General features: G+C 64.5%; 18 protein-coding genes. 11 read left to right on the top strand and 7 right to left on the bottom strand.

Annotation, left to right across the window (positions count from 1 at the left end; genetic code table 11):
• The first annotated feature begins 7 nt into the window (after nucleotides 1–7).
• The 4 genes from DEF76_RS17255 to DEF76_RS17270 all read left to right on the top strand — a co-directional run bounded on the left by DEF76_RS17255 (nucleotide 8) and on the right by DEF76_RS17270 (nucleotide 9,424).
• Nucleotides 8–3,097, top strand: coding sequence for an efflux RND transporter permease subunit (locus DEF76_RS17255; protein ID WP_114913344.1), 3,090 nt, complete (start codon nucleotides 8–10; stop codon nucleotides 3,095–3,097).
• Entirely contained in the window at nucleotides 3,094–6,399 is a 3,306-nt protein-coding gene (locus DEF76_RS17260; RefSeq protein ID WP_114913345.1) for an efflux RND transporter permease subunit, read from the top strand. Before DEF76_RS17255 ends, DEF76_RS17260 begins: the two co-directional genes overlap by 4 nt.
• Nucleotides 6,396–7,901 carry an efflux transporter outer membrane subunit gene (locus tag DEF76_RS17265; protein ID WP_114913346.1) on the top strand — a complete coding sequence of 502 codons (1,506 nt, stop codon included), beginning with the start codon at nucleotides 6,396–6,398 and terminating at the stop codon, nucleotides 7,899–7,901. Before DEF76_RS17260 ends, DEF76_RS17265 begins: the two co-directional genes overlap by 4 nt.
• A gap of 521 nt (nucleotides 7,902–8,422) precedes the next feature.
• Nucleotides 8,423–9,424, top strand: a complete 1,002-nt coding sequence (locus DEF76_RS17270; protein ID WP_162800731.1) for a PEP-CTERM sorting domain-containing protein — start codon at nucleotides 8,423–8,425, stop codon at nucleotides 9,422–9,424.
• Here the strand turns inward: DEF76_RS17270 and DEF76_RS17275 are convergent.
• From DEF76_RS17275 to DEF76_RS17300, 6 genes are all read right to left on the bottom strand, one after another.
• Complete coding sequence (locus DEF76_RS17275) at nucleotides 9,375–10,094, bottom strand: RibD family protein (RefSeq protein WP_114913348.1); 720 nt, start codon at nucleotides 10,092–10,094, stop codon at nucleotides 9,375–9,377. The genes DEF76_RS17270 and DEF76_RS17275 overlap by 50 nt on opposite strands.
• A gap of 7 nt (nucleotides 10,095–10,101) precedes the next feature.
• On the bottom strand, nucleotides 10,102–10,797 hold the full coding sequence (locus DEF76_RS17280; protein ID WP_114913349.1) for a glutathione binding-like protein: 696 nt from the start codon (nucleotides 10,795–10,797) through the stop codon (nucleotides 10,102–10,104).
• Between the two features lie 101 nt (nucleotides 10,798–10,898).
• Nucleotides 10,899–12,095, bottom strand: a complete 1,197-nt coding sequence (locus DEF76_RS17285; protein ID WP_114913972.1) for a pyridoxal-phosphate-dependent aminotransferase family protein — start codon at nucleotides 12,093–12,095, stop codon at nucleotides 10,899–10,901.
• A 197-nt stretch (nucleotides 12,096–12,292) separates the two neighbouring features.
• Nucleotides 12,293–13,303 (bottom strand): NADP-dependent oxidoreductase, encoded by a 1,011-nt coding sequence (locus DEF76_RS17290; RefSeq protein WP_114913350.1) that lies wholly within the window; start codon nucleotides 13,301–13,303, stop codon nucleotides 12,293–12,295.
• Nucleotides 13,303–14,364 carry an alcohol dehydrogenase gene (locus DEF76_RS17295; protein ID WP_114913351.1) on the bottom strand — a complete coding sequence of 354 codons (1,062 nt, stop codon included), beginning with the start codon at nucleotides 14,362–14,364 and terminating at the stop codon, nucleotides 13,303–13,305. Before DEF76_RS17295 ends, DEF76_RS17290 begins: the two co-directional genes overlap by 1 nt.
• 61 nt (nucleotides 14,365–14,425) lie before the next feature.
• The gene (locus DEF76_RS17300; protein ID WP_114913352.1) at nucleotides 14,426–15,418 is read right to left on the bottom strand and encodes a D-2-hydroxyacid dehydrogenase family protein; all 993 of its coding nucleotides are present in this window, start codon (nucleotides 15,416–15,418) and stop codon (nucleotides 14,426–14,428) included.
• Nucleotides 15,419–15,489: 71 nt separating this feature from the next.
• Here DEF76_RS17300 and DEF76_RS17305 point away from each other — a divergent pair, with 71 nt between their 5' ends.
• From DEF76_RS17305 to rsmA, 7 genes are all read left to right on the top strand, one after another.
• Entirely contained in the window at nucleotides 15,490–16,434 is a 945-nt protein-coding gene (locus DEF76_RS17305; RefSeq protein WP_114913353.1) for a 3-hydroxyacyl-CoA dehydrogenase, read from the top strand.
• On the top strand, nucleotides 16,431–17,861 hold the full coding sequence (locus DEF76_RS17310) for an FAD-binding oxidoreductase (protein WP_114913354.1): 1,431 nt from the start codon (nucleotides 16,431–16,433) through the stop codon (nucleotides 17,859–17,861). Before DEF76_RS17305 ends, DEF76_RS17310 begins: the two co-directional genes overlap by 4 nt.
• Before the next feature lie 227 nt (nucleotides 17,862–18,088).
• A complete protein-coding gene (lptF, locus tag DEF76_RS17315) occupies nucleotides 18,089–19,228 on the top strand; it encodes an LPS export ABC transporter permease LptF (RefSeq protein WP_114913355.1) in 1,140 nt (379 codons plus the stop codon).
• On the top strand, nucleotides 19,225–20,337 hold the full coding sequence (gene lptG, locus DEF76_RS17320) for an LPS export ABC transporter permease LptG (RefSeq protein WP_114913356.1): 1,113 nt from the start codon (nucleotides 19,225–19,227) through the stop codon (nucleotides 20,335–20,337). Before lptF ends, lptG begins: the two co-directional genes overlap by 4 nt.
• A 3-nt stretch (nucleotides 20,338–20,340) precedes the next feature.
• Nucleotides 20,341–22,608 (top strand): LPS-assembly protein LptD, encoded by a 2,268-nt coding sequence (locus DEF76_RS17325; protein ID WP_114913357.1) that lies wholly within the window; start codon nucleotides 20,341–20,343, stop codon nucleotides 22,606–22,608.
• Nucleotides 22,609–22,707: 99 nt separating this feature from the next.
• A complete protein-coding gene (locus DEF76_RS17330) occupies nucleotides 22,708–24,129 on the top strand; it encodes a peptidylprolyl isomerase (RefSeq protein ID WP_162800732.1) in 1,422 nt (473 codons plus the stop codon).
• Between the two features lie 142 nt (nucleotides 24,130–24,271).
• Entirely contained in the window at nucleotides 24,272–25,102 is an 831-nt protein-coding gene (rsmA, locus tag DEF76_RS17335) for a 16S rRNA (adenine(1518)-N(6)/adenine(1519)-N(6))-dimethyltransferase RsmA (protein ID WP_114913359.1), read from the top strand.
• Nucleotides 25,103–25,196: 94 nt separating this feature from the next.
• Here rsmA and DEF76_RS17340 read toward each other — a convergent pair whose 3' ends face one another.
• Nucleotides 25,197–25,838, bottom strand: a complete 642-nt coding sequence (locus DEF76_RS17340; RefSeq protein ID WP_114913360.1) for a S24 family peptidase — start codon at nucleotides 25,836–25,838, stop codon at nucleotides 25,197–25,199.
• Nucleotides 25,839–25,995: the final 157 nt, after the last annotated feature.

Consider the following 25,995-nt stretch of genomic DNA (forward strand, 5'->3'; position numbering starts at 1 on the left):
CGCTCCGGTGAATCCCTCACGCCTCTTCATCCTGCGTCCGGTCGCGACAACGCTGTTGATGATCGCGATCATGCTCGCCGGTCTGGTTGCTTTCGGCTTCTTGCCGGTCTCGGCGCTGCCCGAGGTCGATTACCCGACCATCGAGGTGCAAACCTTCTATCCCGGCGCCAGCCCCGAGGTGATGACCACCTCGGTCACCGCGCCGCTCGAGGAGCAGCTCGGCCAGATGCCGGGGCTCAATCAGATGCTCTCGGTCAACTCCGCCGGCGCCTCGATGATCACCCTGCAGTTCAATCTGTCGCTCGGCCTCGATATCGCTGAGGAGGAAGTGCAGGCGGCGATCAACGCCGCGAATAATCTTCTGCCCGCCGATCTCCCGGCGCCGCCGATCTATGCCAAGGTCAACCCGGCCGACGCGCCCATCCTTACGCTTGCGCTGACCTCGAAAACCCTGCCGCTGATCAAGCTCGAGGATCTCGCCGAAACCAGGCTCGCGCAGAAGCTTTCGGAAGTGTCTGGTGTCGGCCTTGTCACCATCGGCGGTGGCCATCGCCCGGCGGTCAGGGTGCAGATCAACCCGGTGGCGATGGCCGGCTACGGTCTTAATATCGACGATCTTCGCACCACCATCACCAATATCAACATCAACCTCGCCAAAGGCGGGTTTGACGGCCCGGCCCGTGCCAGCACGATCAATGCCAACGACCAGTTGACGACCGCCGAGGACTATCGGCACGCCGTGGTCGCCTATCGCGCTGGCGCACCGGTTTATCTCTCGGACATCGCAACCGTGATCGATGGCGCGGAAAACGACAAACTCGCCGCCTGGATGAACCGCGAGCCGGCGATCGTGCTCAATATCCAGCGCCAGCCCGGCGCCAATGTCATCGCCACCGTCAATCGCGTCAAAGCGCTGCTCCCCGATCTCAAAATGACCCTGCCGGCTGCGGTCGATATCGCCGTTCTTGCGGACCGCACGACCAGCATCCGCGCCTCGGTCCGTGATGTCGAGGTGGAGCTCGCGCTCGCCGTCGTCCTGGTCGTTTTGGTGATCTATGTGTTTCTCCAAAGCGTGGCGGCAACCGTGATCCCGAGTCTCGCGGTGCCGCTCTCGCTGGTCGGCACTTTCGGGTTCATGTATCTTGCCGGCTTCAGTCTCGATAATCTCTCGCTGATGTCGCTCACTATCGCGACGGGTTTCGTCGTCGACGACGCCATCGTGATGATCGAAAATGTCTCGCGTTTCATCGAAGCCGGTGAGACGCCACTGGCGGCGGCGCTCAAGGGATCGCAGCAGATCGGCTTTACCATCGTCTCGCTCACCGTCTCGCTGATCGCGGTCTTGATCCCGCTTTTATTCATGGGCGATGTCGTCGGGCGGTTGTTTCATGAGTTCGCGATCACACTCGCGGTTACGATCATCATCTCCGCTTTCGTCTCGCTCACGCTCGTGCCGATGCTGTGCAATCGCCTGCTCCGCAGGCGCCCGGAAACGAGCGGCAAGGACGGCGGGTTTTTTGCCACGTTGCAGCGATTTTATGACCGCCTTCTTGGCGGCGTGCTTCGCCATCAGACCGTAACATTGCTGGTGGCACTCGCCACTCTGGCGCTCACCGCCGCGCTCTATATCTTCATTCCGAAGGGGTTTTTCCCGCTGCAAGACACAGGACTGATCCAGGGCATTTCGGAGGCGCCGGGAAATATATCGTTCTCGGCGATGGCCGCGCATCAACAGGCGCTCGCCGAGGCGATCCTGGCCGATCGTGACGTCCTGAGCCTCGCCTCGTTTATCGGCGTCGACGGCACGAACACCACCCTCAACCGCGGCCGCTTCCTGATCACGCTCCGCCCGCCGGATCAGCGGCAATTGGGGGTGCGGGATATCATCCGCCGTCTGCAGCAGGAAACGGCGAACGTCACCGGCATCACGCTCTATATGCAGCCGGCGCAAGATCTCACCATCGATAGCGCGATCAGCGCGACACAATATCAATTCGTGCTCGAAAATCCCGATCCCGCGCTGCTCTCGCTCTGGGTGCCGCGGCTGGTCGAGCGGCTCCGGCGCTCGCGCGCGCTCGCCGACGTGGTCAGCGATATGCAAAATGGCGGCCGCGCCGTGCAGGTCGAGATCGACCGCGCCACTGCTGCTCGCTTCGGTGTCACGCCGGCGACCATCGACAATGCGCTGTACGATGCTTTCGGCCAGCGCATCGTCTCCACTATTTTTACCCAATCGAACCAATATCGGGTGATCATGGAGGTCGCACCCCAAGCCCAACAATCCCTGGCCGATCTCGGCAAGATCTATCTTCCCTCGGCAACCGCGACCACCGGCGAGGTGCCGCTCTCGGCGATCGCAACGATCAGCGAGCGACCGGCGCCATTGCAGATCGATCATCTGAGCCAGTTCCCGGCCAGTTTCATCTCCTTCAACCTCGCCGAAGGGGCCTCGCTCGGCGCGGCGGTCGGTGACATCAGAGACGCGGTCAAGGAAATTGGCCTGCCCGGGAGTTTCATGCTCCGCTTTCAGGGGGCGACGCTGGCTTTCAATGCCGCGCTCGGCAATGATCTTTTGCTGCTGCTTGCGGCGGTCATCACGATGTATATCGTGCTCGGGGTTCTCTATGAGAGTTTCATCCATCCGGTGACGATTCTTTCCACCCTGCCGTCGGCGGGGATCGGCGCTCTCCTTGCGCTGATGGTCGCGGGCAAGGATCTCGATGTCATCGGAATCATCGGGATCGTGCTCTTGATCGGCATCGTCAAGAAAAACGCCATCATGATGGTCGATTTCGCATTGCAGGCCGAACGTGAGGGCGGGCTTTCGCCACGGCTCGCCATCCGCCAAGCGGCGCTGCTCCGGCTGCGTCCGATCCTGATGACCACGATGGCGGCCATTCTCGGCGCCCTGCCCTTGATGTTCGCGCACGGCACTGGCGCTGAACTTCGCCGCCCGCTTGGTCTTGCGATCGTCGGCGGCCTGATCGTGAGCCAGGTTTTGACGCTGTTCACGACGCCGGTGATTTATCTCTTCTTCGACCGCCTGATCCACCCGCGCCGGGCCCGCGATCAAGCAACCCCAGAGCCGGCGCCATGAACATCTCGGCGCTCTTCATTCGCCGTCCGGTGGCAACGACGCTGCTCACCCTCGCGATCGTGCTTGCCGGCATTCTCGGCTATTTCAAATTGCCGGTGGCGCCCCTGCCGGAGGTCGACTTTCCGGTGATCCTGGTGCAGGCGACACTGCCCGGCGCCAGCCCCCAGACCGTCGCCAGCAGTGTTGCAGCCCCACTCGAGAAACATCTCGGCCAGATCGCCGATATCGACGAAATGACGTCTCAGAGCTTTACCAGCACGACGCGGGTTGTGCTGCAATTCGGTCTCGACCGCAACATCGATGGCGCAGCGCGCGATGTCGAGGCCGGGCTCAACGCCGCTCATGCCGACCTGCCGACCCAGCTTCGTCTCAATCCCGTCTACCACAAGATCAATCCCGCCGACGCGCCCATTCTGGTCATCGCCCTGACGTCGAAAACCCGCAAGCCGGGGCAAATTTTCGATGCCGCGGCCAATATCGTCCAGCAGCGGCTTTCTGAACTGACCGGCATCGGCGAGGTCGATGTCGCGGGTGCGGCGCTGCCTTCGGTGCGTGTCGAACTCGACCCCGATCCGCTCGCGGCTTACGGCATCGGCCTTGAGGATATTCGCGCGGCCCTCGCGTCCGCGAATGCCGACAGCCCCAAGGGCGCGATCGAAATCGGCCCGAAACGCTATCAGGTCTATACCAACGATCAGGCGCTGCGCGCCGCCGATTACCGGCCGCTGGTCATCGCCTATCGCAACAACGCGCCGGTCTTTCTCACCGACGTTGGAGAGGTCGAGGATTCCGTCGAGGATTTGCGCAACGCGGCTCTCGCCAATGGCCAGCCGGCGGTGCTGGTCATCGTCTATCGCCAGCCCGGCGCCAATATCATCGAAGCGGTCGATTCGGTGCGCGGCGCCCTTCCCGCACTGCAAGCGGCTCTCCCTTCCGACATCGATGTCACGCTGATCGCCGACCGCACGCCGACGATTCGCGCCTCGCTGCAAGACACCCAAGCCGCACTTCTCATCGCGCTGGCGCTGGTGATCGGCGTCGTCTTCGTCTTTCTCCGCGACCCCCGCGCCGCCCTGATCCCGAGCGTCGTCGTGCCAGTCTCGATCATCAGCACGTTCGGGATTATGTATCTTTTCGGCTACAGCCTCGATAATCTCTCGCTGATGGCACTCACGATCGCGACCGGATTCGTTGTCGATGACGCGATCGTGGTGCTCGAGAACATCAGCCGCCATATCGAGGCCGGCATGTCACGCCGGGAAGCGGCCTTGCTTGGGGCGCGTGAGGTCGGGTTCACGGTGCTTTCCATCAGCGTGTCTCTGGTCGCGGTATTTTTGCCTATTCTGCTCATGGGTGGACTGGTCGGACGTCTGTTTCGTGAGTTCGCGGTAACGCTGTCGCTCTCGATCATCGTCTCGCTGATCGTTTCATTGACGACGACGCCGATGCTCTGCGCGCAATTTCTGCGTAACCATCACAAGCAGGGCCGCATCGGGCGCGCGACCGAGGCGGTGTTCGATGCCGCCCTTGGCGCCTATCGCCGCACGCTGGCTATCGCGCTTCGCCATCCCGCCCTCATGCTGATCTCTTTGTTTATGACGATCGCTTTTAATTTTTACCTCTTCACGGTCGTCCCCAAGGGCTTTTTCCCGCAGCAGGATACCGGCCGGCTGATCGGCACCCTCGTCGGCGATCAAACCATTTCGTTTCAGGCGATGCGCGACAAGATGGTGCAATTCATGACCATCGTTCGCGCCGATCCGGCGGTCGAAAACATCGCCGGATTCACCGGCGGGCGACAGACCAATTCCGGGTTCTTCTTCGTCGCCCTCGAGCCGCGGGCCGCACGTCACGCTTCCGCCGATCAAGTCATCGCGCGGCTGCGCGGCAAACTCGCGCGCGTCGCCGGCGCGCAGCTCTACTTGCAGGTGGTGCAGGATATCCGCGCCGGCGGCCGCCAAAGCAACGCGCAATATCAATTCACCCTCCAGGATATCGATCCCGACGAGCTTTACGTCTGGACCCAGAAATTGACCGCGGCACTCGCTAAAAACCCTGCGCTCGCCGATGTCAGCTCCGATCAGCAGCAGGCGGGGAGCGAAACCTATTTGGAGATCGACCGCAAGACCGCAGCGCGTTTCGCCCTCTTCCAAAGCACGATCGATCAGAATCTCTATGATGCGTTTGGCCAGAGGCAGGTCTCGACGATCTACAACCCGCTCAATCAGTATCATGTCGTGATGGAGGTGGCACCGCGCTTCTGGCAGGATCGCACGGAGCTTCCGCGTTTCTATATCAGCCCGGTCGGCTCCTTCCCGAACGGCACATCACTCACCAATGCGGTGATCGGCACCGTCACCACGCCGCATGGCCGTATCGCCAATTCGCCTCTCTTCGTCGCTGGATCGAATTTCGATCCAACGCTCATCGGGCAGGACGCCGCCGCCGCCATCGCCACCAACGCGGCGCGCAACAGCCTCAACAACGCCATCGCCAATACCGGCGGCCATGCAGGCTCGACCGGGGCTGCGGTCAGCACGGCGCGCGAAAACATGGTGCCGCTTGCCGCCGTCGCGCATATGGTGGTGGGGAAAACGCCTGTCGTTGTCAATCATCAGGGGCAATTCGTCGCGACCACCATCTCGTTCAACCTGCCGCTCGGGCGTTCACTGGGTGGCGCGGTGCAGGCGATCGAGAGCACCATGCGCGATCTCGGCATGCCGGCTTCGATTCATGGCAGCTTCGCCGGCACGGCCCGCATCTTTCAGCAATCACTGCGCTATGAGCCGGTATTGATCCTGGCAGCACTCGCCGCCGTTTATATCGTTCTCGGCATGCTCTATGAAAGCTATGTCCATCCGCTCACCATTCTCTCCACGCTTCCTTCCGCCGGAGTCGGTGCCATTCTCGCCTTGATGCTGACCGGACAGCAATTTACCATCATCGCCTTGATTGGCGTGATCCTGCTCATCGGCATCGTCAAAAAAAATGCGATCATGATGATCGATTTCGCGCTCGAGGCCGAGCGGAGCCGTGGGCTCGATCCGCGCGCCGCGATCGCCGAGGCCTGCGCGCTGCGCTTTCGCCCGATCATGATGACCACTTTCGCTGCCATCCTCGGCGCCCTGCCGCTGGCGATCGGCGGCGGTGATGGCGCCGAACTCCGTGCTCCGCTCGGGATTTCGATCATCGGTGGCCTGTTGGTCAGCCAAGTCTTGACGCTGTATACGACACCGATCGTCTATCTCGCGCTCGATCGGCTTCGCCTCAGCGTTTTGCGCCGCCGGCGGAGCGCGGCATGAAACCCGCGGTGATTTTTCTTGCGGTACTCGGGCTCGGCGGCTGCATGATCGGGCCGGATTACAAGCGGCCGTCGGCGCCGGTTGCGGTTTCCTACAAGGAATTGGCGGGCTGGCAACCAGCCGTGCCGCAGGATGAGCATGACCGCGGCGCCTGGTGGCTGATCTATCATGACCCGCTTCTCGATCAGCTCGAACGCCAGATCGACATTTCCAACTACACGCTCAAGCAAGCGGAGGCGAATTACCGCAATGCGCAGGCGATCGTGCAGGAAGCGCAGGCAAATTTGTTTCCGGTTTTGAACGCGACCGGCAATTTCCAGCGCACCGGGATCGGCGGCGGCAGCCACAGCATCGTTACCACCGGCAATGGCGTCGCGGTCTCTGGTGCTTCCGGCTTCGTCGGCAATCAATATACCCTGCAGGGAAATGGGAGCTGGGATCTCGATGTCTGGGGCGAGATCCGGCGCCAAATCGCAAGTGATGTGGATCTCGCGCAATATAGCGCCGCCGAAGTCGCCGATGCCCGGCTTTCGGCGCAAGCCGCGCTGGCGACCGCTTATTTCAATTTGCGCGCAGAAGATTCGCTTGCCACCGTTTATGAAAACAACGTCAAGCAATTCGCTGATGCGCTGCGTATCACCGAAAATGAATATCATGCCGGCTATGTCGCGCGCGGCGATGTTCTCACGGCGCAGACCGAATTGCAGACGACACAGGCGCAGCTTACCGCGGTCGGCGTTGCCCGCGCGCAGTATGAACACGCGATCGCGGTCTTGATCGGCAAGCCGCCGGCGGATCTCAGCATCGCCCCTGGCGCGCTGCCCAATGATGTGCCGGTGGTACCGCCCTCGCTCCCCTCGACATTGCTTCAGCGCCGCCCCGACATCGCCGCCGCCGAGCGCCAGATGGCGGCGGAGAATGAGCTGATCGGCGTCGCCCTCGCCGCTTTCTTTCCGCAAATCAGCCTCAGCAGCTTTTACGGCTATTCTGCCCCGCAAATCGCTAATCTGATTGCGCTGCCGAACCGCCTCTGGGGGCTTGGCGCGGCCTTCAATGCGCCGATTTTCGAGGGCGGCGCGCAGATCGCCGCCGTTGTCGCCGCGCGCGCCAATTATGACGCGGCGGTCGCCAATTATCGCCAGACGGTGCTCACCGCCTTTCAACAAGTGGAAGATGAACTGGCAGCTCTGCGCATCCTGGCGCAGGAGAAAACCGAGCAGGATATCGCGGTGAAATCGGCGCAGGACAATGTCGCCTTCGCAATCAATGAATATAAGGCGGGCACTGTGATCTACACCACGGTGCTCACCGATCAGGAACTCGAACTCAGCGATGAGGTCACCGATGTCGCCATCCAGCAGAGCCGCATGGTCGCCTCAGTCGCCCTTGTCGAGGCGCTCGGGGGCGGCTTCACGAGTGATGATCTGCCAGGCACGACGGCGATTCGCGGCCTGGATTTTTATCGCCCGGCGAATGTCATCGGCAGTAACGCCGCGGAGTAGCGCATCGCGGCAAAGCCTGGGTTCGCGGTCATTGGGCACAAAGGGGACTTATAAGAAGGCGTAACCTATTTGGTTTTATTTGGTTGTCAGCCGCACCACGGTTGAATGAGACACCCCGGAGGCGGAAAAATTCCGCCTTGGAGGTGTGCGATGGACAATCTTGAGGCAGGCAAGGAGCGGCTGGGCGCTCCGGAGCGACCGTCAGAGTCTGGCGCAGCGCCCCCGGCCCAAGATACCGAACGCCACCGTCACCACCCTCGCGAACCCCACGACCCTTCAGGCCGCAGCGTTCAACCCGATCGGGATCGAACCCATGCGTGTCCCGTAAAGGTCACAACCAGATCGAAAATTTCGCCGATGATTGCCGGACGAATGTCGTCAGATCCGTGAACATTTCGGGCCAAAAATTATCTTGAAACCCGCATCACGAATATGTTAACGATACCTTAACGTGACGTTTCTGCAGTCTCGGGAGAAGGCGGATGACGAACGTGGTGCAGCCGGCAAACAGGTATATTTTTATGGCCGCGGCGGCAATGCTGCTCGCTGGCCTCGCATCGCCGGCTCGGGCCGGCGCGGTCGTCGATACCCTCTATTTCACCACCTATAGTGGTGGCGAAAATGTCTGGAGCGCCACCGCGACGTATAACGGCACTGGCAGTGCCGGCAATGGCACTTTCACCCTTACCACGCCGACCGGAATCGCACAGACGCCAGGGGCGGACGGCATCGTCGAGAATCCCAATAACGGCCAGTTGCTGGTGGGTGGGCAGGGTACCGGCAATGTCTATCAGGTGAACCCGACCAACGGAAATTATGTCTCGCTTCCCGCCGGGATGAACACGTATGAAATCACCGTCGGCCCGAACGGCAATCATGTTTGGGGTGGCGGCAGCGAAGGCGGCGCCTCGACGATCACCAAGGTACCGCTCAACCCGACCGGCGGCACGCCGAAAGTGGTTACCGTCTCGGGCGCGAGCAGTGAAGTGACGCACATCACCTTCGCACCCGGGCTTGCCCCCGGCATGGCGTTTTACACCGACGGAACCGATGGCGGGTTCGGCGATTTTGGCACTATCAATCTCGCAACCGGCGTCACCACCGCGCTCCTCACCAACGTCCCTTACGCGCACGGCATGGTCTATGATCCGTTCACCGGCGATCTGATCCTCGCCGGCGGCGACATGATCGCGCAGGTCAGCACCTCGGGCACGGTTCTTTCCACTCTCGCCCTCAATCTGGGGCAGGAACTCGACCAAGGCGCCGTCACCGGCAACGGACAGCTGTACTGGGCCGATAATACGGGCAATCTGGTGTTCATCGATTACGCCAATACCGGCCTCATTGGCGCATCCACCGATTTCGTTTCGAATAATTTCTTTATCAGCTCACTCGATGATATCGCGCCCCTGGTCGGCAGCGGCGGCACCAATGTCCCCGAGCCGGCGACGCTCGGCCTCCTCGGGTTCGGGGTCACGGCGCTCGCGGCCCTTCGCCGCCGCGCCCAGTTGCGTTCGCGGTGAGCACGATATCGAGCAGGAGATCCCCGCCCAAAGGATGAACCGTCCAGGCGAGCCGCCGCGCCTCGGCCGGGGTCGCGGCGGCGGGTAGCGCAAACGCCGGGATGCCGCCGCCGAGCAGAAGCGGCGCGAGGGTCACGTGCAGCCGGTCGAGCAGGCCGGCGGCGAGAAAGCGCGATAGCGTCACCCCACCGCCTTCGACAAGCACGCGCCGCAAGCCGCGCAGAGCGAGCTGATCAAGCAAACGGCGGAGATCGAAAACGCCATCCGGGCACGAAACCCCGACGAGTTCGGCGGTGCCGTGGCGGGTTTCCCCGGCGATGTTCTCTGCCGCAACGCAAAGCAGCGTCGCGCCGCCATCCTGAAAGAGACAAAATTCCACGCCGAGCCGCCGCCTCGGGTCGAGCACCACCCTGACCGGCGAGGGGCCGCGAACCCGCCGCGTGGTCAGGCGCGGGTCATCGGCGGCGACGGTGCTGGCGCCGACCAGGACGGCGTCGGCGCTGGCGCGGAGGCGATGGGTGTGATCGAGATCCTCCTCACCGCCAATCCAGCGCGAGGCGCCGGAGGGCGTCGCGATGCGGCCATCGAGGCTTTGGGCGATGCGGCCGAGGACGAAACGCGCGCCTTCCGCGACCGCGAGGAACGGCGACGCCGGCACCGCCCCGGCCATCGCCGTCTCAGCGCGCGCCGAACTGCTTGGCGCCGAACAGATTTTCGCGCTCCTGGTCGGTCATCGCGCCGCGGCGCTGATTTTCGCTCAGAACCTCGACGCCGCGCATCACGGCGGGGCGGGCGGCGATCGCGTCATGCCAGCGGCGAACATGCGGGTAATCGGCGAGGTCGATGCCGCGCCGCGACGGATTGCGCACCCAGGGGAAGGTCGCGATGTCGGCGATCGAGTAGTCCGCGCCGGCGAGGTAGTCGCTCTCCGAGAGACGCTTATCGAGCACGCGATGCAGGCGCTTGACCTCGTTGGTGTAGCGCTCGATGGCATAAGGAATCTTTTCCGGCGCGTAAGCGGCGAAATGATTATACTGGCCGAACATCGGCCCGACGCCGCCCATCTGGAACATCAGCCATTGGAGGCAAAGATAGCGCGCCGCCGGCTCGGCCGGGATCAATTTCCCGGTTTTTTCCGCGAGATAAATCAGGATCGCGCCAGATTCGAACAAGGCGAAACGCTTGCCCCCCGGCCCGTCGGGATCAATGATCGCCGGAATGCGGTGATTGGGGGTGATCGCGAGGAATTCGGGCTTGAACTGCTCCCCCTGGCCGATATTCACCGGCACGACTTTGTAAGGAAGCCCGATTTCCTCGAGCATAATATGCACTTTGTGCCCATTCGGGGTCGGCCAGGTCCAAACTTCGATCATGTGCTATTCCTTTCTTTACGCGGCAGCGCCGCAGGCACTGCCCAACGGACAAAAGTTTTTTGGTTCTTTTTTACAAAAAAGAACGAGTCTTCATCTCTGTCTCACGCCGGCAGCGCCAGAAAGTCGAGTGCCGCCTGGACGCCGCCGGCGCGGAACGGGATGCCGGCGCCAGCGAGGCCCATTTCCACCCCGGCCAGCGTTCCGATCAGATCGAGATCGCCGAAATGGCCGAGATGGCCGATCCGGAAGACCCGATCGGCGAGCGGGCCGAGACCGTTGCCGAGGCTCATGTTGAACCGCGCGAGGATGAGGGCGCGAAGACGATCGGCGCTTTCGCCCTCGGGCAGGCGGACGGCGGTCAGGCTCGCGGAATAATGGCGCGGCTCGGCGCACTGGATTTCGAGCCCCCAGGCGCGTACCGCGTGCCGGGTTGCCTCGGCGTGGCGGGCGTGGCGGGCAAAGACCGCGTCTAGCCCGATCTCGTGCAGCATCGAAAGCGCCGCGTCCAAGCCGTAGAGCAGGTTGGTCGCCGGCGTGTAGGGGAAAAAGCCGCGTTCATTGGCAGCGAGCATCGGCCGCCAATCCCAGTAGCTGCGGGCAAGGCGAGCATGCTCGGCGGCGGCCAGCGCCTTGCGACTGATCGCATTGAAAGAAAGACCTGGCGGCAACATCAGCCCTTTTTGCGAGCCGGCGATGGTGACATCGACGCCCCATTCATCATGGCGATACTCCATCGAGCCGAGTGAGGAGATGGTATCGACGAGTAGCAGGGCGGGATGCTGGGCGCGGTCCATCGCCTCGCGGATCGCCTGGATATCGCTGCGGCAGCCGGTCGAGGTTTCGTTATGGACGACGCAGACCGCCTTGATCTCGTGGTCGCGATCGGCGGTGAGCGCCTCGCCGATCAGCGCCGGATCGGCGCCGCGGCGCCAATCGGTGTCAAAAACCAAAGGCGCGAGGCCGAGACGCTCGGCCATCTCCTTCCAGAGTGTGGCGAACCAGCCGGTGCGGATCATCAGGATGCGATCGCCGGGTGAGAGCGTATTGACCAGCGCCGCCTCCCACGCCCCGGTGCCGGAGGCGGGATAGATGACCACCGGAGCCTCGGTGCCGAACACCGGGCGCAGATTGTCGAGCACGCGGCGGGCGAGGGCCGCGAAGTCCGGGCCGCGATGGTCGATGGTCGGGCGATCGATGGCGCGCAGGACGCGGTCGGGGACGTTGGTGGGGCCGGGAATTTGTAGGAAATGCCGCCCCTGATGCGCTTCCACCGGGGGGTGATTGTCGCGTTCGGACATGATCTCGCTCCTCGAACTTGGCGCATCCTGCCCCGCCGCGCCCGCCGCCGCCAATGAATTCCCCTCGTTCGTGCGAGAAGGTTTCCTTATTCGCTCGCAAGGAAAGGCAAGGATGTTCTTTTTTGAAAAAAAGAACCAAAAAAACTTTGCCCAGCGGGCAGTGCCTGCGGCACCGCCCGCTCCGAGAAAACCGCCGCTCAGGCCGGAGCGGCGCCGACGCGCACGAGGAGCTTGCCGAAATTGCGCCCGCCGAGAATGCCGATCAGCGCGTCGGGAGCGTTTTCGAGGCCATCGACGATGTCTTCGCGGTATTTCAGGCTGCCGTCCAGCACCCAGGGTGTCGCCAGCGCCCGCCATTCGGCGAAGCGCTCGGGCTTGTCGGAGACGATCAGGCCCTGAATGCGTAGCCGGTTGCGCACCACCATCATCAGATTGGGGCCGGGACGCGGCTCGGTGTCGTTATATTCGGCGACCATGCCGCACATCACCACCCGGCCGAAGGCGTTGAGCCGGGGGAAGACCAGGCGCTGCAGATCACCCCCGACATTCTCGAAATAGACATCGATCCCGTTCGGGCAAGCGTCATTCAACGCCGCCTTGAGATCGAGGCTGCGATGATCGATGCATTCATCGAAGCCGAGCGTTTCCTGCACGAAGAGACATTTCTCCGGCCCGCCGGCAACACCGACGACGCGCGCCCCGGCTCGCTTGGCGAGCTGGCCGGCGACCGCGCCGACCGCGCCCGAGGCCGCCGAGATCACCACCGTCTCGCCCGCTTTCGGCTGGCCGATATCGGTCATCCCGGAATAGGCGGTGGTGCCGGGCATGCCGAGGACGCCGAGATAGGTGGAGAGCGGCGCGCCGTTTTTCGGCAGCTTCACCACCGCCTTCGCCGGTGCCACGAGATGGCTCGCCCAGCCGCGCGGGCCGACGACGACATCGCCTGGCGCAAAGCCAGGATCGCGCGAGGCGATCACCTCGCCGATGGTCTCGCCCTCCATCATGCCGCCGATCGGCACCGGCGCGGCATAGGATTTCGCATCCGAAAGCCGCCCACGCATATAGGGATCGATCGAGAGAAAGAGGGTGCGGGTGAGAACCTGGCCCTCGGCGGGCTCAGGCATCGCGCTTTCCTCGATCGCGAAAATATCCGGCGTCGGCGCGCCCACCGGGCGACGACGGAGAACGACGACCTGGCGCTTGCTCATCACGCGGCCTCCGCCCGGAGCACGAGGCGCCCCGTCACCTTGCCGTCACGAAGCCGCATCAGGGCCGCATTGGCGTCACGCTGGGGCACCTCGGTCACCGGCAGCGGCTTGACGGCGCCGGATTGAGCGAGCTTCACCAAGGCGCGGAGATCCTTGACGGTGCCGACATAGCTTCCCTGAACGGTCAGCGCCCGGATCGGCATCAAGGGCAGCGGCAAAGAGAGTTCGCCGCCGAAAAGGCCGACCTGCACCAGCTTGCCGCCCTTGCGCAAGGCGTCGAAGGCAAAGCGCGCCGTCGCCGTGCCGTTGACGAGATCGATCACCGCCGCGACCGGCCCGCCGCACGCCTCGATGATGCGTTTGGCAACCCCTTCGCCGCTGCCATCGATGGTTTGGCTCGCGCCCTCGCGCCGAGCCGCTTCGCGCTTTTCGGCGCTGACATCGACGACGACGATATTCTTGTGCCCGAGCGCCTTTAAGATCTCGATCGCGTTCATCCCGAGCCCGCCGGCACCGACCAGCACCACCGGCTCCTCGGGCGGCAGCGGCATGACCTTCTGGATCGCGGAATAGACGGTGATCCCCGAGCAGGCATAGGTCGCCGCAACCGCCGGATCGAGGGTGCCGGGATCGACGAGATGGCGCGGATGCGGCGCTAAAACGTGCGTCGCGTAACCGCCATTCTGATAAACGCCGAGGCTTTTCGGCTTGAGGCACATATTATCCTCGTCCCCGAGACAGGCGGCGCAGGTGCCACAGCCGACCCAGGGGTAGACGATGCGAAGATCGCCCGGCTTCACGCCTTTGGCCTCCGGCCCGAGCTTGACCACCCGGCCGACGATTTCATGGCCCATGGCGAGCGGCAGCACGACGCCACGATCGACGAGCGACATTCGTTTGCCGCCGCCGAGATCATAAAAACCTTCCCAGATATGGAGATCGGAATGGCAGACGCCGCAATGCGTCGTCTCCAGGAGCACTTCCGTCCCTTTCGGCTCCGGGGTCGGAAGCTCCATTTCCTTGAGCGGGGCTCCGTTGGCAACCACGGCCCAGGCGCGCATCGTTTTCCTCCTCTAAGATCGGTCTCGGTTGCCGCCATGGGAGAACGCCGCGCCCCAGCCGTCAAGCGGAAGGCGCGATCGCCTCGGGATTGACGACCCGCATCGGTGCGCCGTCGAGGAAGGCCGCGATGTTTTCGATCGCCTCGCCATAGAACTGGCGGAAGATCGCGCCCGTCCCGAAGCCGAGATGCGGCGTGAGCACGGTGTTGGGCAAAGTGCGCAGCGGATGGTCGGCGGGCAGCGGCTCGGTATCGAAAACATCGAGTGCCGCGATGATGCGTCCCTCGCGGAGCGCCGCGACCAGCGCCGCCTCCTCGATCAGCGGGCCGCGCGCGGTGTTGACGACGATCGCCCCCGGCTTGAGCCGCGCCAACTCGGCAGCGCCGAGCACACCGCGGGTGCGGGCGGAGAGCACGAGATGGAGACTGATCGCATCCGACTGTGCAAGCAGCGCCTCTTTCGTTGCATACTCCGCCCCGGCCTCGGCGGCGCGCTCTGGCGTCAGGTTGGCGCTCCAGGCGAGCACACGCATGCCCAGCGCGCGGCCGTAGCCGGCCATGCGCGCGCCGATCCGCCCGAGCCCGATCACGCCGAGCGTCGCACCGGCGAGCGTCTGGCCCAGCCCGACCCCCTCCTGGAAGCGCCCGGCACGGATCGCGGCATCGCCGGCCGGGACATGGCGCGCGGCGGCGAGCAGCAAGGCGAGCGCGAGTTCCGCCGTCGCCGCGCCTGACGCGTCGCTCCCGGTGTTGCACACCAGCACGCCAGCTTTGGTGCAGGCGGCGAGATCGAGGGTGCCGGCGCGCGGCCCGGTCATGGCGATCAGCTTGAGGCGCGGCAGACGCGCGATGAGGGATGCGGGAAACGCCGTCCGCTCGCGCATCGGGAGCAGGATGTCGTAGGCCGCGAGGCGGGAAGCCGCCTCGTCTTCGGAGGCGAAGGCGGCCGGGAAAAAATCGACCGTCGCGCGGGCTTCGAGTGCCCGCCAATCGGCGCTAGCGCGGGCGATGCCCTGCCAATCATCGAGCACCGCGATCTTGACCAATGACGCCATCGGGTTTCCTCTTTGTCTCGGTTGCCGGGAGGTGCCGGCAGGGTGAACCGGGGAAAGAGGACTGGCAAGCGATGGACGAAAAAAGCCAACGCCGAGTCGCGGTGATCGGGGCGGGGCTGATCGGACGCTCTTGGGCGATCGTCTTCGCGCGCGCCGGATTCGCCGTCGCGTTGTGGGACGCGGTGCCGGCGGCACTCCCGGCGGCGCGCGCGTTCATCGCGGCGCGGCTGCCCGAACTCGCCGAAGTCGGTCTCCTCGCCGATCCGCCGGCGACGGTGCTGGCGCGCATCACCCTCGCGCCCAGCCTCGCCGAAGCGCTCGCCGGCGCCGAATACGTCCAGGAAAACGGCCCCGAGCGGGTCGAGGCCAAAGCTGACCTGTTCGCCGAGCTGGACCGCCTCGCCGCCCCCGACGCCATCCTCGCGAGTTCGACCTCCGGCATCCCGGCGAGCCAGTTCACCGGCAATCTCGCCGGGCGGGGGCGCTGCCTCGTCGCGCATCCGGTCAATCCGCCTTATCTCGTGCCGGTGGTGGAACTCTGCCCGGCGCCGTGGACCGATCCCGCGGTGGTCGCGCGGGCGCGGGCGCTGATGGAGGCGGCCGGGCAGGTGCCGGCGACGGTGAACCGGGAGGTCACCGGCTTCGTCCTCAACCGGCTGCAAATGGCCCTGCTCGGCGAGGCGTTCCGGCTGGTGCGCGACGGGGTCGTCAGCGAGGAGGATCTCGACGCGACGATCAAGCACGGGCTTGGTCTGCGCTGGTCGTTCATGGGGCCGTTCGAGACCATAGACCTCAACGCGCCGGGCGGGCTCGCCGATTACGTCGCCCGCTATGGCGGGCTTTACAAGGAGGTTGAACGCGAGATGACGCCCTGTGACCTCACGCCCGACCTTGTCGCCCGGCTCGCCGCCCCCCGCCGCGCCGCGCTGCCGCTCGCCGACCACCCGGCCCGCCAGGCCTGGCGTGATCGGCGGCTGATGGCGCTGGCGGCGCACAAGGCCGAGCAGCCGGCATGAACGCGGCCGAGGCCCTCGCCGCGCTCGCCGAGTGCCTCGGGCCACGCGGGCTGATCACCGACCCCGCCGATATCGCGCCCTATGCCGAGGATTGGCGGCGGCTCTATCGCGGCCGCCCGCCCGCCGTGTTGCGCCCGGGGAGCACCGCCGAACTCGCCGCCGCCGTCCGCATCTGCGCCGAGGCCGGGCTTGGCATCGTGCCGCAGGGCGGCAATACCAGCATGGTCGGCGGCGCGACCCCGTCCGCGCACGGCGACGAGGTGGTTCTCACCCTGTCGCGGCTCAACCGCGTGCGCGCCATCGACCCGGTCGATCTCACCCTCACCATCGAGGCCGGGGCGACGGTCAAGGCGGCGCAGGATGCGGCGGCCGAGGCCGGCTGCCAGTTGCCGCTTTCGATCGCCTCGGAAGGGAGTGCCACCATCGGCGGCGTGCTCTCGACCAACGCCGGCGGCAATATGACGCTCCGCTTCGGCAATGCCCGCGATCTCGTGCTCGGCCTCGAGGTGGTGCTCGCCGATGGCCGGGTGTGGGAGGGGCTCCGGCGGTTGCGCAAAGACAATACCGGCTATTGTCTCCGCCAGATTTTCCTCGGCGCCGAGGGCACGCTCGGCATCATCACCGCCGCCGTACTCAAGCTGGTGCCGGCGCCGCGCGAGCGCTTGGTTGCGTTTGCCTCGCTGCCGAACCCCGAGGCGGCGCTCGCGCTGCTGACCCGCTGCCAGCGTCATGACCCCTCGGCGCTGCTTGCCTTCGAATATATGGGGGGAGACGGCATGGACCTCGTGCTCCGCCACATCCCGGACACGCAGCTTCCCATCGCTGCCGCAGCGCATTACGTCTTGGCCGAATTCGCCTCGCCCCGCCGCGCGGCCGGGCTCGCTGAGGGCGTCGAGGAGATGCTGGCGCAAGCGATGGCGGCGGGCGAGGTGCTGGACGCGACGCTGGCGGCGAGCGAGGCGCAGGCGCGGGCGATGTGGCGGCTGCGCGAGGAGCACGCGGAGGCGCAAAAGCGCGCCGGCGCCAGCATCAAGAACGACGTCTCGGTACCGGTCTCGCTGGTGCCGCGCTTCCTGCGCGACGCCCCTGCCGCCTGTGCCGCACTCATGCCGGGGATCCGCGTCGTTGCCTTCGGCCATCTCGGCGACGGCAACATCCACTTCAACCTGCGCCCGCCCGAGGGCATGGCGGACGAGGATTTCCTCGCCCAGGACCACGCCGTGATGGACGCCGTGCTCGGCGTCGTGCGGCGCTTGGGCGGCAGCTTCTCGGCCGAGCACGGAGTCGGCCAGCTCAAAACCTACCTGATGCCGGAATGGCGCGGCGGGGTCGAACTCGACCTCATGCGCGCGCTCAAGACGGCGTTCGACCCGCGCGGCCTCCTGAACCCAGGAAAGGTTTTGCCGCAGGCACACCCCAACGGATAAACGTTTTTTGGCTCTTTTTTTCAAAAAAGAGCGCTTTTTTCTGCCTTTCGCCACTTTCTCGCACCGCCAAACGGCATGACGCCGCGCCCACGCGCCGGCGGGCGTCACGCCCTGCGCAAAAATACGCAGCCAAGTCGCTCGGCAGTTGCTTTCGCCGAAGTTCTGGCCCAGAAACCGGCGATCCCCACTTCGCTGGTTGCATCTGGGACGACGCAAAGCAGGCCGCCATGCTCTCCGCGCTCCGACTTGGCCAGATCGACCGCTATCTCCTCGGCCAGCTCCTGGCCGGGCTGGTTGCCTCGACCGGTGGCCTGGTCGCGCTGATCTGGCTGACCCAGTCGCTCCGCTTCATCGATCTCGTCGTCAATCGCGGTCTCTCGCTGGTGGTGTTTCTCCAGCTCACCGGCCTTCTGATCCCGAGCTTCGTCGCCGTCATCCTGCCGATCACCACCTATGTCGTGGTGCAGTTCACCTATCAGCGCCTGGCGAGCGACCGCGAGCTGACGGTGATGCGTGCCGCCGGGCTTTCGGCTTACGCGCTTTCGCGCCCGGCGATGATGCTGGCGCTGATCTCGGTCGTCACCTGCTTTGTCCTCGATGTCTGGGTGGTGCCTTCGGCCTCGGCGGCGTTCCGCGAGGAACAGTTCCGCATCCGCAACCGCATGGCCGCCTTCATGCTCCAAGACGGCGTCTTCACCCAGGTCTCCGACGACATGACGGTCTATGTCCGTCGGCGCGATTCGGACGGCACGCTGCATGGCGTGATGATCGATGACGCGCGCCAGAAGAACGCGCATGCGACGATCCTCGCCCGCCGCGGCCGCTTCCTGCCCTCGACCGATGCGCCGCGCGTGCTGCTGCTGGACGGCACCCGCCAGGAGATCGATCATCAGACCGGGCGGCTCAACATTCTCACGTTCGCGCAGAATGTCATCGAGCTTTCCTCCAACAAATCGACCGCGCAGCGCTTTCGCGACGCGACCGAGATGTCGCTCGGCGAATTGCTGCACCCCGACCCGGCGGTGGTCACGGCGCGCGATCGGCCGAAATTCGTCGTCGAGGCGCATCGCCGCCTGACCGCGCCGCTCACCGCCGCCTCCTTCGCCATGGTTGCCCTGGTCGCGGTGCTGCGCGGCGCGTTTCAGCGCCATGGCGGGCTTTTGCGCCCGTTCATCGCGGTGCTCGTCGTCGTCGGCCTGCTTGCCGCCGGTCTGATGATCGCCAATCTCGCGGCGCGCGTGCCGGCGCTGATCCCGCTGATCTGGGTGCATGCCATCGCGCCCGGCATGGTCTGCGCCTGGATGCTGTTCGTGCCCGAACTCCGTCTCGGCCGCCTTTCGTCCCTCGTCCCCGGGGCGGCGGCATGATCATCGCCGCGACCTTCCTCCGCTATATCTCGCGGGTGTTCGTCTTCGCCGTCCTCACCATGATCGCGGCGCTTTCCGGGCTCGTCGCGCTGTTTGACTTCATCGAGCTTTTGCGCCGCGCCGCGACCCGGCCGCAAGCGACCTTCGGCATCGTCTCCGAGATCGCGGCGCTGCGGCTGCCGTGGGAGGCGATGCAGATCCTGCCGTTTGCCGTGCTGCTCGGCGGGATTTCGGCGTTCTGGCGCCTGACCCGCTCGTCGGAGCTGATCGTTGCGCGGGCGACCGGGCTTTCGGCGTGGCAATTCCTCTCCGGCCCAACCTTGTGCGCGGCCTTGCTCGGCGCCATCGCGACGGCGGCGGTGACCCCGCTTTCGGCGGTGATGCTGGCCCGCGCCGAAGCGCTCGACAACCTCTATCTCACCTCGACCGGCGGGCCGCTGTCGCTCGCCGGCGGCCAGCTCTGGCTCCGCCAATCCGACCACGCGCTGGTGCCGGAGGGAGTTTCGATCATCCACGCCGAGCAAGTGGCGCTCACCCGCCGCGTGCTCTCGGTGAGCGAGGTCAGCGTTTTTCGCCTGGCGCCGCATGACCAGCTTTTGCAGCGCATCGAGGCGCAACGCGCGGTGCTCGATCACGGCACCTGGCGGCTGGAAGCGGCGCGGGTGGTTTCCACCGATCGGCCGCCCGAACCGGCGGGGACGATCCTGCTGCCGACCGATCTCACCGTCGCCCGCGTCGAGGAGAGCTTCGCCTCGCCGGACACGCTCTCGTTTTGGAAGCTGCCAGACTTCATCGCACTCCTCGAGCGCTCCGGGTTTTCCGCGATCCGCCATCGGCTGCGTTTCCAAAGCCTGCTCGCGCTGCCGGTCTTGGCGGCGACGATGACGCTGGTCGCGGCCGGGTTCTCGATGCGCCCGACGCGGCGCGGCGGCACCGCGCGGATGATCGGGAGCGGGGTTTCCGCCGGTTTCGCGCTGTTCATGGTCTCCAAGGTCGCCGAGGAATTCGGCGGCTCCGGCGCCTTGCCGATCGTCCTCGCCGCCTGGGCGCCGGCAGCGGCCGGGCTGATGCTGGCGATCGCGCTGCTGCTTCATCTGGAAGACGGCTGAGCGATGCTGCGCCGGGCTTGGGGGGCTCTCCTCGCTACCCTTGCGGGCGCGATCGTGTTCACGTTCGCGACAACCGCGCTCGCTCAGACCACCATTCCCGGCTTTACCCCGTTCACCAAGCCGCAATACGGCACCAGCCTGAACAAGGAGCCGATCAAGCCGAACGAGGCGGTTTCCTTCACCGCCGATCAGATCGCCTATGACCGCGACAACGGCATCGTCACCGCAACCGGCCATGTCGAGGCCTGGCAGAACGATCACGTGCTCCGCGCCGACAAGATCGTCTTCGACCGCAACACCAATGTCGTCGCCGCGACCGGCCATGTCGTGCTGCTGGAGCCCGATGGCGAGGTTCTGTTCGCCGATTACGCCGAGCTGACACAGGGGATGCGCGAAGCGGTGCTGCGCGGCATGCGTATGCTGCTCGAGGAGAACACCCGCATCGCCGCCAACGGCGCGCGCCGCACCGATGGCCAATATAACGAGCTCAGCCGCATGGTCTATTCCGCCTGCACGCTGTGCAAGGACGATCCCACCAAGCCGCCGGTCTGGCAGATCGATGCCTATTCGGCGGTCGATGACCTCCAGGCCAAGCGCATGGAGTTCCAGGACGCGACGGTAGAACTGCTCGGCGTGCCGATTTTCTACATGCCCTATTTTTCCACCGCCGACAGTTCCGTCAAACGCGAAAGCGGCTTTCTTGCCCCCGATGCCGGCTCCAACACCTTCATCGGCAGCTTCTTCGCGCTGCCTTATTACTACGTCATCAATAATTATTCGGACATCACGATCACGCCCTGGATCGACAGCGGCATGGACCCTCAACTCGACACACTCTATCGGCAAAAATTCAATAACGGTCAGATTAAGTTGGAAACCGCCATCGCCTATGACGAGAATGCGATGCAGGGGCTGTTTTTCGGCTCCGGCGATTTCACCTACAACGAAAATTGGCGTTATGGCTTCAATATCAACGAAGCCAGTTCCGCCAATTACATGCGCGATTTCTTTATCTCCGGTTACGGTAACGATGTGCTTTCCAGCACAACCTACCTCGAAGGCTTCGGCCAGGGCGCTTATTCACGGCTCGATACGCAATTCTACGAAGGTCTGCTCAATATCGTGAATAACAAGGAACTGCCCTACGTCCTACCGCGTTATCTTTATGACTATGTCGGCACGCCGGATTCGCTGGGCGGCTATTTCACCTTCACTGGCGGCGGCTTCGACGTGCTCCGCTTCATCGGCACCGATACCCAGCGGATCAACGGCACGCTCTCCTATAATTTGCCGGAAATGGGACCGCTCGGCCAGGAATGGAATTTTCTCGCCCGCTTCTATTCCGCCGGCTATCAGGCCCAGGGCCTCAACCAGATCCCCAATTTCAGCCCCTACACCCATTCCGACGTCGCCCAGGGCGAGCCGGTGGTGGCGGCGCGGATGAACTGGCCGTTCTCACGCATCGATGGCGACGCGACGACGGTCCTGGAGCCGATCACCCAGTTCGTCATCCGCCCCGACGGCTACGGCTTCACCTCACCCTATCTCATCCCCAACGAGGACAGCCTCGATCAGCTCTTCACCGACGCCAACCTGTTTTCGATCAACCGCTTGCCCGGCATCGACCGTCTCGGCGGCGGGTTGCGCGCCGATCTCGGGATGCATTTCGCGTGGTTCGATGGCAGCCATGTTTTCGACGCTTTGATCGGCCAGTCCTATCGCTCGCAGACCGAATACCAGCTTTGGGGGCCGGGCACCGGGCTCGGCGGCAATATTTCCGACATCGTCGGGCGGGTCTATTATGAGCCGGCGGACTGGATGAACGTGACCTATCGCTTTCGCCTCAACCACGACACCGGCGAGACTGAGTTCAATGATACTCGCTTGACGGTCGGGCCGCCGAATTTCCGCGTCGATTTCGGTTATATCTATAGCAATCTCGACCCTTTCTACTTCTATAACCAGTTGCCGACCATCCCGGCGCCATCTTATGCCCCCTATCAAGCGCTCAATTTCCCACGCAACGAGATTCTGGCCGGCCTGCAGACGAAATTCGGCAATTGGCGCGCCGGCGGCTACATCCAACGCAACATGCAGCTCAATCAATTGGTCGCCTATGGCCTCGATGGCGGCTATGAAGACGATTGCTTCATCGTCGCGCTCAACTACTTCGATTTGTTCACGAACTATAACGGCATCAGCAATGTCCAGGCTTTGACCATCAATATGACCTTCAAAACCCTGGGACAATTCGGCGTCCCGTTGATGTAGGGGCACGCCATGGCGAAATGTGCTATAGGCTGGCAAACCATGCCCCGGCGTGACTGGCTTGCCGGTCCGGGGGCGAGTTTGGGAGAGAGAGTTTCCCTGATGCGACCGATCGTGCGGAAAATTTCCCTGCCCGCCTTGTCCGTGCTCTCGAGCCTGGGCTGGCTGATCGCAGCCCTGCCGGCGGGTGCGCAAACGCCGCCGCCGGCCGCCGCATCGCCTGCGGCGCCGGCCGCGGACAAACACGCCCCCGATCATTCCGCCGGGGCGCCCGCGAACGGCGGCAAAATCTCGGCCGATACGATCGACCCGGAAAAAGAATCCCGCATCGTCGCGGTCGTCAACGGCGATGTCATCAGCGCCCAGGACGTCGATAACCGTCGGCGCCTCTTTGCCCTCTCGAGCGGGCTTCCGATCACCCGCGAGGTGCTCGACCGGTTGACACCGCAGGTCGTGCGCGAGCTGATCGACGAGCGGCTCCGCCTGCAAGAGGTGCAGCGGCGCAAGATCGCCGTCACCAATAAGGACATCGCCGAGACCATCGCCAATCTCGAAAAGCGCAACAACATGCCGCCCGGGACGCTGGCGCGCCGCCTCGCCTCCGATGGCGCCGAGATCCACACGCTCTACGACCAAACCCGGGTGCAACTCGGCTGGTCGCGGGTCTTGCGCGAACAGATCGGCGTTGCCGACCGCGTCACCCAGCAGGACGTGGAGGAGCAATTGCGCATGATCAAGGCCGAGACCGGCCAGATGGAATATCATGTGGCGGAGATCTTCCTCCCGATCGACGAGCCGGCCCGCGCCGCCGACACCCAGCGTTTCGCCGAAACCGTGATCCAGCAATTGCGCAGCGGCGCGCCCTTCGCCGTCGTCGCGGCGCAGTTCAGTCAGAGCCAGACGGCACTGCAAGGCGGCGATCTCGGCTGGGTGCGGCCCAACCAGCTCGAATCCCCGGTCGCTCACCTGGTCACCGAAATGCCGGTCGGCGCGATCAGCAACCCGGTGCCGGTCGCCGGCGGGCTTTCCATCGTCACCCTGCTCGCCAAGCGCCAAATCGGCAACGACCCCGCGACCCTGCTCAAAATCCGCCAGGTATTCTTGAAATTCTCGACCCCGCTCGACCCCCAGAACCCGACGCAGCAACAGCACGACATGCTGCTCCGCGCGAAGGATATCTCGACCAACGTCCATAGCTGCGACGCGATGGCGGCGGCTGACAAGGCGGCCGGCAATCCGCCGCGGCCCGATCCGCTCGAAGTCCGCCTCGAATCCGTCAATCCGCCCGAACTCCGCACCCTGCTCGGCAAGCTCACCGAAAACAAACCGAGCGAACCCCTGGTCACGCAGGAAGGGATCATGGTGGTCATCGTCTGCGCCCGCGAGGAGCGCAATCTCGGCATGCCGTCCAAGGAAGAAATCGCCAATCAGCTCTCCAGCCAGCGCATCGAACTGATCTCGCGCCAGATGATGCGCGATCTCCATCGCCACGCCTCGATCGATCAGCGGATCGGCGGGGTGTGAAAGCGCGAGAAATGTTCTTTTTTGAAAAAAAGAACCAAAAAACTTTTACCCGTTGGGCAGTGCCTACGAGGAAGTTGCCGCTCCGAGAAAACGGGAGAGAAGTCTTTTTGCTTCTTTTTCTTCAGAAAAAGAAGGCTCTTTCTTGACCGGCGACCCGCTCGCCGAGCCCCTTCGTGAGGTCATCGCCCGCCATGCGCTCGCCGCGCGCAAGGCGCTGGGGCAGCATTTTCTGCTCGATCTCAACCTCACCGCCCGCATCGCCGCCGCAGCCCCGCTGGCGGGCGCGCATGTGATCGAAGTCGGGCCGGGGCCGGGCGGGCTCACCCGCGCTTTGCTGGCGAGCGACGCCGCCAGCGTCACCGCGATCGAGATCGATCGCCGCGCGGTCGCGGCCCTCGCCGAATTGCAGCCGGCCGCCGGGGCGCGGCTTGCCGTGATCGAAGCGGATGCGCTCGGGCTCGACTATCCGGCGCTGACGCCGGCGCCGCGGGTGATCGTCGCCAATCTTCCCTATCATATCGCGACCCCGCTCCTGATCGGCTGGCTACGCACCGCCGACGCTTTCGCGTGTCTGGTGCTGATGTTTCAACTCGAGGTCGCGGAGCGGATTTGCGCCGCGCCGGGGAGCCCGGCTTATGGCCGGCTCGCGGTTCTCGCGCAGTTCGTCTGCCACGCCGAGCTTGTGCTCCGCCTGCCGCCGGCGGCCTTCACGCCGCCGCCCGCCGTCGCCTCGGCGGTGGTCCGGCTGACCCCGCATGCCAACCAGCCACCGCCAGCGCTGCGCGCCGCCCTTGAGCGGGTCAGCGCTTACGCTTTCGGCCACCGCCGCAAGATGCTGCGCCGGGCACTCGCGCCACTTGGCGGCGCGGCGTTCCTCGCCAAGGCCGGGATCGACCCGACCCGCCGTGCCGAAACCCTGAGCATCGCCGAATTCACAAAGCTTGCCCGGGTGTTGATGGAAGAGACGATTTAGGCCCGAGTTTAACGATAGACCGGCATCCGTTCCCGCGGGGGAGTAGCCGTCCGCGATGGCTCGTGCTCGAGCGCCCTGACGATTCTCCGATTTGTCATTGGCTTGCCCATAAAATCCGGTGCAGCCAGGTGATTTCGGCAAGTTCGAAACTGTAATCGGCATGGGCCGGGTTGAGGCTTTTCAGTTCCACCCGGCGGGCGGAGCGGCGGGCGAGCTGTTTTGCCATCACCTCGCCCCGCTGCGTTCGCACCACCACCCGGTCGCCGCGCCTGACCGGCGCATTGGGCGAGACGATGACGACATCGCCATCGCGAAACACGGGCTCCATCGAATCGCCGCTGATTTCCAAGGCGTAGGCGTGCGGGTCGGCGACCTCGGGCAAACTCACCTCGTCCCAGCCGCCACCGACCGGATAGCCGCCATCATCGAAAAACCCCTCCCCGCCCGCCTGCGCAAAGCCGATCAGCGGCACCCTGCGGGTCAGCGGCCGCGATGCGGCGAGCGCCCGCGCGCCGGTGACGAGGGCAGTAAACTCCTCGAGCCCGGCGCCGGTCGCCTGCAACACCTTCGCCAGACTCTCGGTGCTCGGCCAGCGCGCGCGGCCGTCGGGCATCCGCCGCTTGGACTGGTTGAAGGTGGTGGGGTCGAGCCCGGCGCGGCGCGCTAGGCCCGAGGGAGAAAGCCCCTGCTCGGCGGCGAGCGTATCGAGGGCACGCCAGATATCTTCGTGTTTCATGTCGCCTTGGCCGTTACGTGGTGGGTGGCCGATGCAATGCTGGAAGAACAGTGTGCAAGGAATTGAGTCCGAAGGGAATAGGAAATTTTACCTGATTACCCTTGCGGCGGGTCACGATTCGTGGTTTTTCTATCGCAGACAGTTCTTGTTTTGTTCT

The sequence above is a fragment of the Acidibrevibacterium fodinaquatile genome (assembly GCF_003352165.1).
GTDB lineage: Bacteria > Pseudomonadota > Alphaproteobacteria > Acetobacterales > Acetobacteraceae > Acidibrevibacterium > Acidibrevibacterium fodinaquatile.